The 15,228-nt window shown below is 74.0% G+C and carries 18 protein-coding genes and 1 riboswitch; of the genes, 6 read left to right on the top strand and 12 right to left on the bottom strand.

All coding sequences use genetic code 11. The features are described 5' to 3' along the window. The first annotated feature begins 1 nt into the window (after window position 1). Window positions 2-757: an SDR family oxidoreductase gene (locus C3492_RS19705; protein WP_103813051.1), complete on the top strand. Its 756-nt coding sequence runs from the start codon at window positions 2-4 to the stop codon at window positions 755-757. A 77-nt stretch (window positions 758-834) separates the two neighbouring features. On the opposite strand, the gene amaP is transcribed toward C3492_RS19705, so the two are convergent. From amaP to C3492_RS19680, 5 genes are read right to left on the bottom strand one after another with little or no spacing between them, the layout of a single operon-like run. Beyond that, on the bottom strand, window positions 835-1,413 hold the full coding sequence (gene amaP / locus C3492_RS19700; RefSeq protein WP_103813050.1) for an alkaline shock response membrane anchor protein AmaP: 579 nt from the start codon (window positions 1,411-1,413) through the stop codon (window positions 835-837). Between the two features lie 5 nt (window positions 1,414-1,418). After that, the gene (locus C3492_RS19695; RefSeq protein ID WP_103813049.1) at window positions 1,419-2,084 is read right to left on the bottom strand and encodes a DUF6286 domain-containing protein; all 666 of its coding nucleotides are present in this window, start codon (window positions 2,082-2,084) and stop codon (window positions 1,419-1,421) included. Continuing rightward, on the bottom strand, window positions 2,081-2,464 hold the full coding sequence (locus C3492_RS19690) for a hypothetical protein (RefSeq protein WP_103813048.1): 384 nt from the start codon (window positions 2,462-2,464) through the stop codon (window positions 2,081-2,083). Before C3492_RS19690 ends, C3492_RS19695 begins: the two co-directional genes overlap by 4 nt. Next, entirely contained in the window at window positions 2,461-2,649 is a 189-nt protein-coding gene (locus C3492_RS19685; RefSeq protein ID WP_103813047.1) for a hypothetical protein, read from the bottom strand. Before C3492_RS19685 ends, C3492_RS19690 begins: the two co-directional genes overlap by 4 nt. Window positions 2,650-2,695: 46 nt before the next feature. Further along, entirely contained in the window at window positions 2,696-3,166 is a 471-nt protein-coding gene (locus tag C3492_RS19680; protein WP_103813046.1) for an Asp23/Gls24 family envelope stress response protein, read from the bottom strand. Between the two features lie 102 nt (window positions 3,167-3,268). Between C3492_RS19680 and C3492_RS19675 the strand changes: the two genes are divergently transcribed. Next, window positions 3,269-3,994, top strand: coding sequence for a nucleopolyhedrovirus P10 family protein (locus tag C3492_RS19675; protein ID WP_181140451.1), 726 nt, complete (start codon window positions 3,269-3,271; stop codon window positions 3,992-3,994). 30 nt (window positions 3,995-4,024) lie between these two features. Here the strand turns inward: C3492_RS19675 and C3492_RS19670 are convergent, their stop codons facing one another. From C3492_RS19670 to C3492_RS19655, 4 genes are all read right to left on the bottom strand, one after another. Continuing rightward, complete coding sequence (locus C3492_RS19670; protein ID WP_103813045.1) at window positions 4,025-4,828, bottom strand: enoyl-CoA hydratase/isomerase family protein; 804 nt, start codon at window positions 4,826-4,828, stop codon at window positions 4,025-4,027. Between the two features lie 117 nt (window positions 4,829-4,945). Then, window positions 4,946-5,167 carry a helix-turn-helix domain-containing protein gene (locus C3492_RS19665; protein WP_004002281.1) on the bottom strand — a complete coding sequence of 74 codons (222 nt, stop codon included), beginning with the start codon at window positions 5,165-5,167 and terminating at the stop codon, window positions 4,946-4,948. Window positions 5,168-5,502: 335 nt separating this feature from the next. Next, window positions 5,503-7,101 carry an ABC-F family ATP-binding cassette domain-containing protein gene (locus C3492_RS19660; RefSeq protein ID WP_103813044.1) on the bottom strand — a complete coding sequence of 533 codons (1,599 nt, stop codon included), beginning with the start codon at window positions 7,099-7,101 and terminating at the stop codon, window positions 5,503-5,505. A gap of 93 nt (window positions 7,102-7,194) precedes the next feature. Next, window positions 7,195-7,887: a hypothetical protein gene (locus C3492_RS19655; RefSeq protein WP_258055767.1), complete on the bottom strand. Its 693-nt coding sequence runs from the start codon at window positions 7,885-7,887 to the stop codon at window positions 7,195-7,197. Between the two features lie 253 nt (window positions 7,888-8,140). Between C3492_RS19655 and C3492_RS19650 the strand changes: the two genes are divergently transcribed. After that, window positions 8,141-8,557, top strand: a complete 417-nt coding sequence (locus tag C3492_RS19650; RefSeq protein WP_181140450.1) for a VOC family protein — start codon at window positions 8,141-8,143, stop codon at window positions 8,555-8,557. A gap of 37 nt (window positions 8,558-8,594) precedes the next feature. Here C3492_RS19650 and C3492_RS19645 read toward each other — a convergent pair whose 3' ends face one another. The 3 genes from C3492_RS19645 to C3492_RS19635 all read right to left on the bottom strand — a co-directional run bounded on the left by C3492_RS19645 (window position 8,595) and on the right by C3492_RS19635 (window position 12,219). Then, window positions 8,595-9,863: a hypothetical protein gene (locus tag C3492_RS19645; RefSeq protein ID WP_181140461.1), complete on the bottom strand. Its 1,269-nt coding sequence runs from the start codon at window positions 9,861-9,863 to the stop codon at window positions 8,595-8,597. A 366-nt stretch (window positions 9,864-10,229) separates the two neighbouring features. Next, window positions 10,230-11,357: an alpha/beta hydrolase gene (locus C3492_RS19640; protein ID WP_103813040.1), complete on the bottom strand. Its 1,128-nt coding sequence runs from the start codon at window positions 11,355-11,357 to the stop codon at window positions 10,230-10,232. A 133-nt stretch (window positions 11,358-11,490) separates the two neighbouring features. Continuing rightward, window positions 11,491-12,219: a class II aldolase/adducin family protein gene (locus C3492_RS19635; protein ID WP_103813039.1), complete on the bottom strand. Its 729-nt coding sequence runs from the start codon at window positions 12,217-12,219 to the stop codon at window positions 11,491-11,493. 179 nt (window positions 12,220-12,398) lie between these two features. Here C3492_RS19635 and C3492_RS19630 point away from each other — a divergent pair, with 179 nt between their 5' ends. The 3 genes from C3492_RS19630 (at window position 12,399) to C3492_RS19620 (ending at window position 14,894) form a co-directional block, all read left to right on the top strand. Then, on the top strand, window positions 12,399-13,235 hold the full coding sequence (locus C3492_RS19630) for a lysozyme (protein ID WP_103813038.1): 837 nt from the start codon (window positions 12,399-12,401) through the stop codon (window positions 13,233-13,235). A 143-nt stretch (window positions 13,236-13,378) separates the two neighbouring features. Then, window positions 13,379-14,632, top strand: coding sequence for an inorganic phosphate transporter (locus C3492_RS19625; RefSeq protein WP_103813037.1), 1,254 nt, complete (start codon window positions 13,379-13,381; stop codon window positions 14,630-14,632). A gap of 34 nt (window positions 14,633-14,666) precedes the next feature. Then, window positions 14,667-14,894: a hypothetical protein gene (locus tag C3492_RS19620; RefSeq protein WP_014671911.1), complete on the top strand. Its 228-nt coding sequence runs from the start codon at window positions 14,667-14,669 to the stop codon at window positions 14,892-14,894. 157 nt (window positions 14,895-15,051) lie between these two features. Beyond that, window positions 15,052-15,192: riboswitch (cobalamin riboswitch) on the top strand. The last annotated feature ends 36 nt before the right edge of the window (window positions 15,193-15,228 follow it).

Raw genomic sequence — 15,228 nt, 5'->3', positions numbered from 1 at the left:
CATGGATCTTGGACTGAAGGACCGGGTGTACGTCGTCACCGGAGCGACGCGCGGGCTGGGCAACGCCACCGCGCGGGAACTCGTCGCCGACGGAGCGAAGGTGGTCGTCACCGGCCGGGACGAGCAGCGGGTCGCCGAAGCGGCCGCCGAACTGGGCCCGAACGCGGTGGGCGTGGCCGTCGACAACGCCGACGCGGAGGCTCCCGAGCGGCTGATCGCCGCCGCCCGGGAGAACTTCGGCGGCTTCCACGGCGTGCTGGTGAGCGTGGGCGGGCCGCCGCCGGGGTTCGTCGCCGACAACACCGACGAGCAGTGGCGCGCCGCGTTCGAGTCGGTGTTCCTCGGCGCGGTACGGGTCGCCCGCGCGGCGGCGGCCGAGTTGCAGGAGGGCGGCGTCATCGGGTTCGTGCTGTCGGGCTCGGTGTACGAGCCGATCCCGGGGCTGACCGTGTCCAACGGGCTGCGGCCCGGACTGGCCGGGTTCGCCAAGTCGATCGCCGACGAACTGGGGCCGCGTGGGATCCGCGTGGTGGGCCTGCTGCCGGGACGGATCGCCACCGATCGCATGCGGGAGCTGGACGGGCTGTCCGCGGACCCGGAGGCCACCCGGGCCGCGAACGAGGCCCGGATCCCGTTGCGCAGGTACGGGACGCCCGAGGAGTTCGGACGGACGGCGGCGTTCCTGCTGTCCCCGGCGGCCTCCTACGTGACGGGGGTCATGGTGCCGGTGGACGGGGGGACGCGGCACGGGTTCTAGGAACGCACCCGTCACGTTCCAGGAACCGCAGCGGTCACGTTCCAGGAACCGCACCCGTCACGTTCCAGGCGCAGCCGTCAGGTCACCCTCTCCGCGCGGTGTCCGACCTCGCCCAGCCGGACCTCCGCCGGAAGTGACGCCAGACCCGCCGACTCGCGCGCGTGGGTCAGCGATTCGGTGGTGAACGTGGTCAGGGCCCCGGCCGGGGCCGCGTCCGCTTCCAGCCGGAGCCAGGCCCGCACCACCGGAGCCGTACGGCGGCCCCGCAGCAGGACGCGCGCCCGGGCCACGCCCGTCTGGGCCGCCGCCTCGGCTGCCAGGGCGTTCTGCAGGGCGGTGCCCCGCAGGTGCGCGTACCCGCCGTCGCCGGTGTCGATCAGCAGCTCGGTCAGCCGGCGGCGGCGCAGTGCCGCGGCCAGCCACGCCAGGGCGAGCAGGACGAGGACGGTCAGGGCGGTGATGACCGCCGGCCACCACCAGGGGGCGTCCCGCCAGCGGGTGCGTTCGGCCCTGCTGAGCAGGACGTCGTGCGGACCGGTGTGGGGCCACCAGGAGGGAGGCCGCACACCCAGGCCGACGGCCAGGACCGCGCCGCCGAGCGCGAGCAGCAGCAGACCGGTGAGGGCCAGCAGGACGCGGTGGAGACCGCCGCGCATCGCGCTCACCCCTTCCGTCCGGGCCGGGCCACGCGCACGGCCGGCCTGGGCGGGTGCGCCAGATCGAGGTCCCGGATCGCCTCGGCGAGCACGGTGTCCAGGTCGGCGCGTACGTCGTCCAGGTCCCGGAAGTGCGCGACCACCCGGACGTCGGCCTTCCGGCGGCCCATCCACACCCGTGCCGCGCGTACGCCGGACACCTCCATGACCCGGTCGCGCAGGAACAGCGCCGCCGCACCGCGCCGGAGTGCGGCCCGGACGTCGGGGTGCGGGCGCCGCATCGGCAGCAGGTCGCGCAGGCCGGGAGTGACCGCGAGGACGATCAGCCACAGGCCGAGCGCGGCGGCGACGCCCGCGCCGACCCGTACCCAGATGTCGTCCAGGGGCCGTTCGGCGAGCTGCCGGGCGAGGGCGCGGCGCCAGCGCATCGCGGGGCGGTGGGCGCGCACGGCGGCGACGTCGTACAGCAGGAGTCCGGCACCGGCCGCCAGCAGGGCGGCGACGAGGGCGGCGGGAGCGCGGCGCGGCGACCAGAACCGGCCGCTGCCCTTCCCGGCGGGCGGTACGGCGCCGGGCGGCTCGGCGACGGCCGGGGTGCTCCGCGTCTCGCTCACCGGTCCGTCCCCTGCCCCGTCGTGCTCACCGGCCGGTCCCTGACCTGTCGTACTCATCGGCCGGCCCCCTGACGCTGCGTCGGGTGCAGTCGTTCCACCTCGACGGCCACCTCCGGCACGTGCATGTCCGTCAACGCGCCCACGCGGGCGGTGACGTGACGGCGTACGGCGGCGCAGCGGGCGCCGATGTCACCGGGGTAGCCGAGTTCCACGTGGACCCGGACCCGGGCCGTCTGCTGGGCCACGACGACCGTGGCGTGCGGCGCGGCGGCACCGGGCAGGGGCGCGAGGGCCTCGCGGGCGGCCTGCGCGGCGATCTTGGCCACGACCCGGTCGGCGATCCGGGTGGCGCCGCGCTCGGCCGGGGGCACGAGGGGCGTCGAGGGGGGCGGTGTGGCGGTGGCGGGTGTGCCGGTCCCGGCGCTCACCGGGGTCACCGCCGCCGGTGCTCGTCGCGGGTACGGAAGACGTCACCGAGTTCCAGGTCGCCGTCGGCGAACCGGCCGGCGAGGAAGCCGACGGCGCCCAGCGCCGCGACCAGGAGGAAGGCCCCGAAGCCGCCGAAGTAGCCGGCGAACCCCAGTGCCATTCCGGCGATCATGCCGGCCACGGCCATGCTCATGCGGCGCTCCTCAGCTCGTGGGGCGTACGGTCTCGGGTGCCGGGTGTCACTGGATCCGGAGCTCCTCTTCCTCTTCCTCCTCCTCGGGCAGCTTGACGTCGCTGACCGCGATGTTGACCTCGACCACTTCCAGGCTGGTCATGCGTTCCACGGCGGCGATCACGTTCTCCCGCACGGCGCGGGCGACATCGGCGATCGCGACGCCGTAGTCCACGACGATCTCCAGGTCGAGCGCGGTCTGCACCTCGCCGACCTCGGCCTTGACGCCCCGGGTCACCGACTTGCCGCCGCCGGGCACCCGGTCCCGTACGGCGCCGAAGGTGCGGGCGAGGCCGCTGCCCATGGCATGGACCCCGACCACGTCCCGGGCGGCGAGCCCGGCGATCTTCTCCACGACCCCGTCGGCGATGGTGGTGCGGCCCCGTGTCGCCGGGTCGCCGCCGCCGCGCCGGGTGGCCTTGCGGGCCGGCACCTGCGGTTCGTGGCCGCCTTCAGGGGTGATCGTCGTGTCGCTCATCGCCGTACGTCCCTTTCGGTCCTCACCCGCTCGGTTGTCCTTCACCACCCACGGTATGCAAGGTTGCGCGGTCGCGCGCCGTGGATACGGCAGGCTGGTGGAATGACGGTGGACCGGTGGGCAGAGTTGGTGCGGCATCAGGTGAGGCTGGGCAGGCTGTTGCCGCTCGGCGGCCCGCGCGACGGCGCGTGGATCACGGAGGAGGCGGCCGGGGAGGTGTTGCGGCGCGCGGCGGCGGACGGGGCGCCGGGGGTGCGCCTGGGCGCGCTGCGGATCGGGCTCGCCGATCCCCGGGACGTGCCGGAGCCCGTCGTGCCGGCGCCGCCGAGTGCGCTGCCGCCGGGCCCGCTGCGGGTGGCGGCGGACTTCGCCGCGACGGCCGCCGAACCGTTGCCGACGGCGGCGTCCCGCCTGCGGCTCGTCCTGGCGGGGGCCGCGACGGAACGGCTGGGCCTCGCGGTCACGGAGATCGATCTGCGGGCGACGGACCTGCTGGAGCCGGACGCCCCGGCCGCCCCGGCGGCCGGCGCACCGCAACCGCCACCCGCTCACGAGCCGGTGGGCACGGACGGGATCACCGTGGCGGAGGCGGCCCTGGCCGTGCCCGGGGTGCTCCGGCTGACGGGGTCCCTGGGTGGCCGGGGCCGGGCGGTCCACATCGAGGAGTACGCCGAGGCGGCCGCCCTGCCGCGCCGTCACCTCCGCGTGGAAGTGGCGACCGCCGCGTCCCACCGAGCGGTGGACGTGGCGCGGCAGGTCCGCGCGGCCGTACGGGACGCCCTGCCGGACCACCCGACGGTGGCGGTGCTGGTCACGGCAGTGGACTGACCGGCTCAGGGTGCCCGAGCGGCTGCCGGCTCATTCGCCGAGGCCGGCCAGGTCCCGCAGCCGTCGGGCCTGGGCAGCCCGCTCGGCCGCGCGCTGCTCCTCGTACGTCCGGTCGAGGGCGCCGCGAAGCAGCGCCTTGGTCTCCACCACCGCGTCCCGAGGCGCGGCCATGATCGCCGCCGCCAGGTCCCGCACGGCCCCGTCCAGTTCCCCGGCGGGCACGGCGAGACTCGCCAGCCCGCTCGACACCGCTTCCTCGGCGCCGACGAACCGCCCGGTCACGCAGATCTCCAGCGCGCGGGCGTACCCGACGAGGCCGACCAGCGGGTGGGTGCCGGTCAGATCGGGGACGAGGCCGAGGCTGGTCTCGCGCATGGCGAACTGCACGTCGTCGGCGACGACACGGAGGTCGCAGCCGAGCGCGAGCTGGAAGCCGGCCCCGATGGCATGTCCCTGGACGGCGGCGATGGACACGATGTCGGTCCGCCGCCACCAGGTGAACGCCTCCTGGTATTCGGCGATGGTCGCGTCGATCCCGGCGTCGTCACGACGCGCGAGGTCGATGAAGGTCGGCTCGCCCGGGATCCCCTCCGGGGTGAACATCTGACGGTCCAGCCCGGCGGAGAAGGACTTGCCCTCGCCACGCAGCACGACGACCCGGACGGAGCCCGGCAGCAGCCGCCCGGCCTCGGCGAGCGCCCGCCACAGGGCGGGGCTCTGCGCGTTGCGCTTGGCCGGGTTGGTCAGCGTCACCGTGGCGAGCGTGTCGTCGACGGTGAGCCGTACGCCGTCCTTGTCGAGTGCGGGAGCGAGGTCCTGCTCGGGCGAAGCCATGGGGCGCCTCCGATGGGTGCGGTCAGCAGAGCGAAGCTAAGTGACTGCACAGTAACCACCCGGCCGGTCGGTCTGCCGACCGGGTGGCCACCATCGAAGCCGATGGGCCGCCCGGAGTCAGGACGAAGCGGCCTTCTTGCCCCGGGTCGCTCCGCCACGCCCACGGAGCGTGACGCCCGACTCGCTGAGCATCCGGTGCACGAAGCCATACGAGCGGCCGGTCTCCTCGGCCAGCGCCCGGATGCTCGCACCGGAGTCGTACTTCTTCTTCAGGTCTGCCGCGAGCTTGTCGCGCGCGGCGCCGGTCACCCGGCTGCCCTTCTTCAGAGTCTCGGCCACCCGTGCCTCCTCATGGGAAGTGCGCTCTGGTCTCCTCATGATCACCCCTCTTGGGCCTGATGGCCACCCATTCGGCAAGGTCCGTGAGACATCGTTGTGACGACAGGAGTCGATCCCCACAAGGGGAACAAGGGATTCCGTGAGGTGCGGACCATAGGGCCGTCCGGGTGGATTAGTGAAGTGCCAGGTCAGGAACGCACGGCGGCCGATCCCCCGACAGCTGGGGGATCGGCCGGAAAATGCGTGTACGACACACCCCGGTACGAGGAGATCTCACACAGATGATGGATCACCGATGGGCCGAATGATCCATAGGCAGTGGATCAGGCTTTCGGTCAGGCCAGGGCGACGAGATCCGCGTAGTCGGAACCCCACAGGTCCTCGACGCCGTCCGGGAGCAGGATGATCCGCTCCGGCTGGAGCGCCTCGACGGCGCCCTCGTCGTGGGTGACGAGGACGACGGCGCCCTTGTAGGTGCGCAGGGCGCCGAGGATCTCCTCGCGGCTGGCCGGGTCCAGGTTGTTCGTCGGCTCGTCCAGCAGCAGCACGTTGGCCGAGGAGACGACGAGCGTGGCGAGGGCGAGCCGGGTCTTCTCACCGCCGGAGAGGACACCGGCCGGCTTGTCGACGTCGTCGCCCGAGAACAGGAACGAGCCGAGCACCTTGCGGACCTCGACCAGGTCCATGTCGGGGGCGGCCGAGCGCATGTTCTCCAGGACCGTGCGGTCGGCGTCCAGGGTCTCGTGCTCCTGCGCGTAGTAGCCGAGCTTGAGCCCGTGACCGGGGACGACCCGGCCGGTGTCCGGTGTCTCCACGCCCGCGAGCAGCCGCAGCAGGGTGGTCTTGCCGGCGCCGTTGAGGCCCAGGATGACCACCCGGGACCCCTTGTCGATGGCCAGGTCGACGTCGGTGAAGATCTCCAGCGAGCCGTACGACTTCGACAGGCCCTCGGCCATCAGCGGGGTCTTGCCGCAGGGTGCGGGCTCCGGGAAGCGGAGCTTGGCGACCTTGTCGGACATCCGGACGTCTTCCAGGCCGGAGAGCAGCTTCTCGGCACGGCGGGCCATGTTCTGCGCGGCGACCGTCTTGGTGGCCTTGGCGCGCATCTTGTCGGCCTGGGCGTTGAGCGCCGCGGCCTTCTTCTCGGCATTGGCGCGCTCGCGCCTGCGGCGCTTCTCGTCGGCCTCGCGCTGCTGCTGGTACAGCTTCCAGCCCATGTTGTAGATGTCGATCACGGACCGGTTCGCGTCCAGGTAGAACACCTTGTTGACGACCGTCTCGACCAGGTCGACGTCGTGGGAGATCACGATGAAGCCGCCGCGGTAGGTCTTCAGGTAGTCCCGCAGCCAGATGATCGAGTCCGCGTCGAGGTGGTTGGTCGGCTCGTCCAGGAGCAGCGTGTCCGCGTCGGAGAACAGGATGCGGGCCAGCTCGATACGGCGGCGCTGGCCACCGGAGAGCGTGTGCAGCGGCTGGCCGAGCACCCGGTCGGGCAGGTTCAGGGCGGCGGCGATCGTGGCGGCCTCGGCCTCGGCGGCGTACCCGCCCTTGGTGAGGAACTCCGTCTCCTGGCGCTCGTACTGCTTCAGGGCCTTCTCGCGGGTGGACCCCTTGCCGTTGGCGATGCGCTCCTCGTTCTCGCGCATCTTGCGGATCAGTACGTCGAGTCCGCGCGCGGAGAGGATGCGGTCGCGGGCGAGGACGTCCAGGTCGCCGGTGCGGGGGTCCTGCGGGAGGTAGCCGACCTCGCCGGAGCGGGTGATCGTGCCGCCGGCGGGGATGCCTTCGCCGGCCAGGCACTTGGTGAGTGTGGTCTTGCCTGCGCCGTTGCGGCCGACGAGGCCGATGCGGTCGCCCTTGGCGACACGGAAGGTGGCGTTCTCGATGAGGACGCGCGCACCGGCGCGCAGCTCGATACCGGAGGCGGAGATCACGGACAGACTCCAGGGCGTACAGGGGTTGGCGGGTGGGCGGCTGAGGACGTTCCCGCCGTCTAATGCGCGAGGAGAATGGCCATGGGGGAAAGTCTAACGGGGCCGTGCAAGCGGTTTTCCGCATCCGGGCGTCCGGGGTGCGGGGCTCGGGAGGTCGTTGCCCAGCGGGGTGCGGTCGGGCGCGATCCGGCCCAGGTCGTCCAGGGCCACGAGCTGGCCGGTCCAGGCGGCGTCCGCGCAGGGCTGGGCGAGGAGCAGGGCCGCGCCCCGGCGTACGGCGCCCTCGGGGCGGAAGGCGCAGCCGGCCCGGGCGGGCAGCACCCAGCGCAGGTCGCCGTCGGCGGTGCGGTACGCGGTGACGCGGCGGGGGGTGACGACGGCGAGGATGCCGCGGCCGAGGGGGCGCAGCACACCGGTGCCGCCCTGGTCCGGGAGCCACTCGGCCGCGTCGGGCAGGGCCCGGTGCCAGCGCACGGACCGGCCGTCGGTGTCGGTGAGCAGACCGTCGTCCCAGAGTGCGATCACCTCCCCGCGCGCGTGGACCACGTCGACGGGACGGTGCCCCGCGCGCGCGTACCGCCACCGGAGCGCACCGGTACGGCTGTCGTGGCCGGCCACGGCACCGTCCCGCACCCGCGCCGCCCAGGCCCCGGCGTCCGGCCCGGCGGACAGGAGCCGGTCGCCGTAGGGAACCGGGCGGAGCTGCCGGGCCGTGCCGAGGATGCCGAGGGTGACGGCGGCCAGCAGGACGGCGACGGTGAGGCGGCCCACGGGTGGAAGTGCCACCTCGCCCCCCTTTGGGTACCACCGTCCCGGATCAGCGGCCGAGCGTAGTCACCGCCGGCCGGGTCGGCGGGGTGACCGGGCGGGCCGGGGCGGGAAGTCCCCCCGTTCGGCGGGGCGGGATCGCGCGAGCGCCCGCCGCCGTACCCGGCCGGCGCCGCGGCGCGCTGCGGCCCGTCGCGCCGGGGCGTTGTCAGTGGCGGCTGCGAGACTCGCACCGAGCACGGCGGAACCGGTGCGCGAAGGAGTGATCGGCATGGCAGGCACGGGTGGCGGCGCACGGCCGGGCATCTGTCCCACACTGCTGTACGCGGACGCCAGGGCGGCGATCCGGCAGCTCACGGAGGCCCTCGGCTTCACCGAGCTGTCGGTGTACGAGACGGAGGACGGCAAGGTGATGCACGCCGAGCTGGTCCAGGGCAACGGCGCGGTGATGATCGGCTCCAAGGGGCGCGGCGGCCTCTTCGACGCGGCGATGCGGGACGCGGGACCCGCCGGGGTGTACGTCGTGGTGGACGACGTGGACGCCCACCACCAGCGGGCCGTGGAGCACGGGGTGGAGATCCTGATGCCCCCGACGGACCAGGACTACGGCTCGCGGGACTACATGGCCAGAGACGCCGAGGGCAACGTCTGGAGTTTCGGGACGTACGCCCCCGAGATCGGCGTCTGAGCCACTCCCCCGCCGCACCCCCTGCTCGGCCTGCCCCTCAGCCCCCGGTGTGCACCTGGAACGCCGCCCGGCGGACGGCCTTGGCCAGGGCCGGGTCGGGGTGGGCGGCGGCGAGCGCGACCAGGACCTGCACGGTGCGCGGGTGGCCGACGGCGCGGACCTCGTCGAGCAGCTGGGGGACGGTGGGCTGCACCGCGGACTCCAGGTGCCGGACCAGCATCGGCGCCTCGCCGTGGTCGGCGACGGCGGCGGCGGTGTCCACCCACAGCCAGGTGGCCTCGTCCCGGGTGAGCACCTCGTGGGCGTCCTCCGGGTCGACCCCGTCGTGCTCGGCCAGCCACAGCAGGGCGTACGGCCGCAGGGCCGGCTCGTCCACGACGGACCGCACGTCGGGCTCGGCGGGGGCGCCGACGACCCGCAGCGCCTCGAAGGCCAGGCCGCGCAGCAGGGCGTCGTCGCCGCGGGCGGCGGCGATCAGCTCGGTGACGGCGCTGCCGACGGGGCGGGCGGCGAGCCAGGCGCGGTACTCGGCGCGGGCCGCGTTGGGCCGGAGCTGGGCGCAGCCGCGCAGCATGTCCTCGGCGGACTGCTCGATGTTGCCGGCGGGGCTCTGCGCGGCCACGCAGATCTGCTCCAGCTTGACCCAGACCGCCCAGTTGCCGAGCGGGGTGAGCGTGGCCTGGCCGTCGCCGTAGGTGAGGGCGCCGACGGAGGCCAGGGCCCGCAGCGCCCAGTCGAGCAGGGGGGCGAGCGGGGCGTCCGCGGTGGGGGCGGGGTCCGCCGGGTCCGGGGCTCCGGCGGGCCGTCCGGTGCCGGGCTCGTAGGCGACCTCGCAGCGTTCGGTGCGCAGTTCCGTGACCCGCTGCTGGAGCAGGTCGAGCAGCTGCTCGACGGGGACCGGTCCGGCGGACAGCTGGAGGAAGGAGAGCACCTGGGGCATGGCCGAGACGACCTCGGCGACGGCGGCCGGCTCGTGCCCGTCGGGTTCGGGGCAGGCGAGCGACCAGGCGTCGAAGAGGGCGACCCAGCCGCGCAGCACGGCGCTGTCGTCGCGGTCCCAGGCGCGCAGTCGCCAGCCGGGGCGCGCGCTGTCGCCGTGCACCTCGACGAGTCCGGCGAGGCGGGCGGTGTCCCAGTCGGCGCGGACCTGAGCGACGCTCAGGCCGAGGTCGGCGGCGGCGCGTTCGGCGGTGGCGTCGGAGAGGGTGGCCTTGCCGTCGGCGGTGGCACCGGTGCGGCCGGGGCCGAGTGCGGCGTCGGCCCAGCGGGCGACGCGGACCGCGCCGGCCAGACCGGCGCGGGCCATTCCGGCCAGTTCGGCCGGGGCGGGGGTGCCCTCCGGCGGCCGGGGTGCGGGGCGGCGTGGGCGCCGCTGGTTCACAGCTCTGGGGGCGGCGGCCAGGGGTCGCGGTCGGACGAGTCGGAGCCTGGAGTCGCGCGGGATACGGGACGTCACGGGTGCAGTCTTCCGGTTGACGGTCCGAAAACCCAAACGGAATGTCACGGCGGGCGACGGGGCTGGCCAACGCACCGCGTGCGGAAAGGGCCGGGGAGGCAGGATCAGGCCAGTCGTACGCCCCTAAACGGAATGTTTCGCGCCGGTGACGCCGGGGCCGGGCGCCCGGGGGTCATGTCGGCCCGGAAGCCCGCGCAGTCCCATGGGCCCCTTGCGTCACATCAGCGGGGTCAGGAACCGTCGCAGCCGCTCCTCGTACTCCTCCGGGTCCGCGTTCCACATCGCCGCGTGCGGGGCGTGCGCGACGGTGTGCAGGGCGACCAGGTCGGCGCGGCGCCGGGCGAGCCCGCGGGAGGATTCCCAGGGGGCGACCCGGTCGTCCGGGCCGTGGATGATCAGGGTGGGGACCCGGAGCCGGTCGGGGTCGGCGGTCTCGGCCACCCGGTCGGCACGCAGTCCGGCCCGGCCCTGCGCGGCCCGCACGGCGAGCGGCAGCAGCGGTGGCGGGGTGTGGCGGGCCCTGGCCAGGGCCCGCAGGGTGGCCTCCCAGCTCAGCACCGGCGAGTCCAGGACGAGTCCGGCGATGCGGTCGCGGACCGCGGAGTGCTCGGCGGCGCGCAGGGCCATGGTGGCGCCGGTGGACCAGCCGAACAGGACGACCCGGCGGGCGCCGTGGTGGACGGCGTGGCGGATCGCCGCGTCGACGTCCCGCCACTCGGTCTCGCCGAGGTGGTTCAGGCCGTCCGGCGGGCGCGGGGCGCCGAGGTCGCCGCGGTAGGCGAGGGCGAGGACGGGCAGCCGGCGGCCGTGCAGGAAGCCCATCACGTTCATGGCGTGTTCCCGGGTGGCGCCGAGGCCGTGCACGGCGATCACCCAGGTGTCCCGCCCGCCGGGCACGAACCAGGCGGGCAGGGCGCCCAGCTCGCCGGGCACGTCCACGTCGGCGTGGTCCAGGCCGAGGGCGGTGCCGGGGTTGCCGACGTACAGGTTCGGGGTGAGCCATACCGCGTCGCCGGGGGCGAAGGTGCCGTGAGTGACGCGTTCCAGACGTCGTACGACCGTGTCGGCGGTGTGCTGGGCCGCCTCAAGGACGGGGCCGACGACCGCGTGGGTGCCGTCGCCCGCGAGGCCGTAGGTACCGGGGCGCAGGGCCGCCAGGTCCCGGGTGAGCGTGATCTGGCCGGCGGCGGTGCCGTGCACGGTGAGGCGGGGCTCGGTGGGCAGCGGGCGGCCCGCCGGGGCCTTCAGCGCGACGTCGCTGGCGAGCCGGCCGGCGGCGACGGACGCCATCCCGGCGGCCAGGACCGCGCCGAGCCCGGCGACGGTGGCTTTGACGGTGCGCACGGCACCAGTGTCGGCGGGGCCGCGGCCACCGGCCAGCGGAGGGGAGGACCGTCGGGGTGCGGGCGGGTGCGGTACCACCGGGCGCGTAGGTCGTGGCTGGGCGCCGTTGCGGCGCGTCGAGGACAGCAAGGGGTCACCTCCGTTGGCCGTATCCCTTCAAGCGTTCCCCGACCTCGGTCAGTTGTGCCTCCGTCAGCAGGGACGGGGTCAGACCCGGCACGCAGGACGCCGTGAGCCACAGGCGGCACATCCACTCCAGCTGGGCGGTGCGGTCGTAGGCCTGGTCGAGGGTGGCGCCGTAGGTGATCGTGCCGTGGTTCTGCAGGAGGCAGCCGGAGCGGCCGGCGAGGGCCCGGAGCATGTTCTCGGCCAGTTCGCCGGTGCCGTAGGTGGCGTAGGGGGCGACGCGGACGGGGCCGCCCAGGGCCATGGTCATGTAGTGGACCGGCGGCAGCTCCGGCACGAGCGTGGAGACCGCGGTCGCGTGCACGGCGTGGGTGTGGACGACCGCGCGGGCGTCGGTGGCGCGGTAGACGGCGAGGTGCATGGGCAGCTCGCTGGTCGGCACGAGCGTGCCGAGCACCTGGCGTCCGGTGAGGTCGACGCCGGTGATGTCGTCCGGGGTGAGCCGGTCGTAGGGGACTCCCGAGGGGGTGACCAGGACGAGGTCCCCGACGCGGGCGGAGACGTTGCCGGAGGTGCCGACCACCAGTCCGTCGGCGACGGTCCGGCGTGCCGTCGCGACCAGTTCCGCCCAGAGCCGCGCCTCGTCCGGACGCACGTCCCGTTGCCCGCTGTCCCGTCGCACGTCCCGCCGTCCCCCCTGGTGCCCGTCGTCCGTGTTCCGCAGCGCTTCAGCCATGCCGTGATCCTGCCAGCCGGACCGGCGCGGAGCGGTCGGGCCGGTCGGTGCTGCGCCGAAACGATACGGCCGAACGGGCGGATCTCACGCAGAAACGCCATAAAACGTCACAGACGGGGTGATCGGCGGGCCTTCAATGATCCCTCTTGCCGACTGGACGTCCACCCCGGGGGAGCCGCATGGCCCGTGAACGCACCCTTGTCCGCCGCCGCGCCGGTGTCCTCACGGCGGCCACGGCGGCCCTCGCCCTCGCGACCGCCACGACCGCGTCCGCCGGACCGCTGGGGCCGGCCGGCGGGCCGGAGACGGCCGCACCCCCGGCCCCGGGCGCGCTGCCGCTGCTGCCGGGGCTGACCGTGCTGCCGCTCCTGACCGGCACCCCGCCCAGGGGCCACGACGTGTCGTCCCACCAGCGTCGGGTCGACTGGGCCGCCGCCCGGGCGAAGGGCGCGCGGTTCGTCTACGTGAAGGCGACCGAGTCGACGGGCTACCGCAACCCCTACTTCTCCGGGCAGTACTCCGGCGCCCGCGAGGCGGGGCTGATCCGGGGCGCGTACCACTTCGCCCGGCCGGACCGGTCCTCCGGCGCCGCGCAGGCCGCGTACTTCGTGCGGCACGGCGGCGGCTGGCGGGCGGACGGCTGGACGCTGCCGCCCGCGCTGGACATCGAATACAACCCGTACGACGCGAAGCACAAGTGCTACGGGGTCGGCAAGGCCCGGATGGTCCGCTGGATCCGGTCGTTCAGCGACGAGATCAAGAAGAGGACCGGCCGCCGTCCCGTGATCTACACCACCACCCAGTGGTGGAAGCTGTGCACCGGGAACAGCCGCGCCTTCTCCTCCTCGCACGCCCTGTGGATCGCCCGCCACGGCACCTCACGGCCGGGCGCGCTGCCGGGCGGCTGGCGGTACTGGACGTTCTGGCAGCACGCCGTCAAAGGCAGGCTGCCGGGTGACCAGAATCTCTTCAACGGCTCCCTGAGCCGGCTGCGGATCTTCGCGCGCGGCCGGTAGCCAAGGCGCGCTTGGGCCGACGACACGAAGCGGAACCTCGCACGCGCGTTACGGACACCCTCACGCCCGCCTCAGTTCATCTTCCGTTCACCCAGGTTGCCTACGTTCATCCAGCCAATGACCTCGAACGATTGCCTGGGTAAATGGAAAGCTTCTCGCTGATCCTCGCGATTGTGGTGGTAACCGCTCTCGCGTTCGATTTCACGAACGGTTTCCACGACACCGCGAACGCGATGGCCACCACCATCTCCACAGGCGCCCTGAAGCCGAAGATCGCGGTTGCCATGTCCGCCGTCCTCAACCTCGTGGGCGCCTTCCTCTCCGTGGAGGTCGCGAACACGATCTCCAAGGGTCTCGTCGACGAGACCGGCATCCGTCCCGAGGTCATCTTCGCCGCCCTGGTCGGCGCGATCCTCTGGAACCTGCTGACCTGGCTGGTGGGCCTGCCCTCCAGCTCCTCGCACGCCCTGATGGGCGGTCTGGTCGGCGCCACCGTCGCCTCCGCCGGCTTCGGCGCCGTCCACGGTGACGTCCTGGTCACCAAGGTGCTGCTCCCGGCCGTCGCCGCGCCGGTCGTCGCGGGCCTCGCCTCCCTGCTGGCCACCCGGTTCTCCTACGGCGTCGGCGGCACCTCCGACGGCGAGGCCACCCGCAAGGGCTACCGCGTCGGCCAGATCGCCTCCGCCGGCCTCGTCTCCCTCGCGCACGGCACCAACGACGCCCAGAAGACGATGGGCATCATCACCCTCGCGCTCGTCGCGGGCGGCTCCATCGCCCCCGGCTCCAACCCTCCCACCTGGGTGATCCTCTCCGCGGGCATGGCCATCGCGCTCGGCACCTACATCGGCGGCTGGCGCATCATCCGCACCATGGGCAAGGGCCTGACGGACCTGGAGCCGCGCCAGGGCTTCGCCGCCCAGACCAGCGCCGCGACCGCCATCCTGGCCTCCTCCCACCTCGGCTTCTCCCTCTCCACCACGCACGTCGTCTCCGGCTCGGTGATGGGCGCGGGCCTCGGCCGCAAGGGCGGCGTCGTCCGCTGGTCCACCGCGACCCGCATGTTCGTCGCCTGGGCACTGACCCTCCCGGCCGCCGCGCTGGTCGGCGCGGGCGCCGAGTCCGTCACCGACCTCGGTGACTGGGGCACCGCCGTCGTCGCCGTCTTCCTGGTCGCCGCGAGCGCCGCCATCTGGAAGATCTCCCGCCGCGAGGTCGTCGACCACACGAACGTGGTCGAGGAGACCGGCGAACCGGCCGGTGTGGTCACCGCCGCCATCGCCGCCGTGACCCCGCCCCCGGCGGGCCTGGTCACCGAGGACCTGACGGCCACCATCCCGGCCCCGGCCACCGAGCCCACCCCCGCCGCCCCGGCCGCCCCGCCGGCCGCCGCGGTCTGACCCCGCGCACACGGTTACTGAAGGAAGCATCCCCATGAAGATCGACTGGGCGGCCCTCGGCTCCGTCTTCGGCGTCAGCCTCGCGTTCACGGTGGGCCTGGTGGTCCTGTTCACCCTCGGCATCAACGGCCTGTCGCGCCGCGAGAAGGCGGCGGCCCAGGGCGGGTCCGCGGCGCTGGCGGTCACCGGCGCGTACGTGTGCTTCGCGGCCTGTGCGGCGGCGGTGGCGTACGGGATCTACCTGATCGTTGTCAAGCCCTGACGGCCCGAAACCCGACATCGGCCCCGCCGGGCCACCGCTCCAGCGGAACCGGCGGGGCCGACGCATGCCCTCCGACCGGCCCTCCGGCCGGCGTACGGCAGACCGGCGATGTGGGCCTCAGCACAGTCCGGCGTCCCAGGTCAAAGGCAAGTTGACGGCCGTTCCGGGCGCGTGGTGGACTGCCCAGGCCATGTACGGCGGCAAGAGAGGAAGCCGGTGCGAATCCGGCGCGGTCCCGCCACTGTCACCGGGGAAGAACCCCGGGAGCCAGGAACTCTCACCGCCGATTTCACGTCGAACCAGGGCGCGGACACCCTGAGTGAGGACACATATC

It is taken from the genome of Streptomyces sp. Ru62 (assembly GCF_002920615.1).
In the GTDB taxonomy this organism is placed as follows: Bacteria; Actinomycetota; Actinomycetes; order Streptomycetales; family Streptomycetaceae; genus Streptomyces.
The sequence above is the reverse complement of the archived record's forward strand: the minus strand, read 5'-3'. Positions and strand labels throughout refer to the sequence as shown.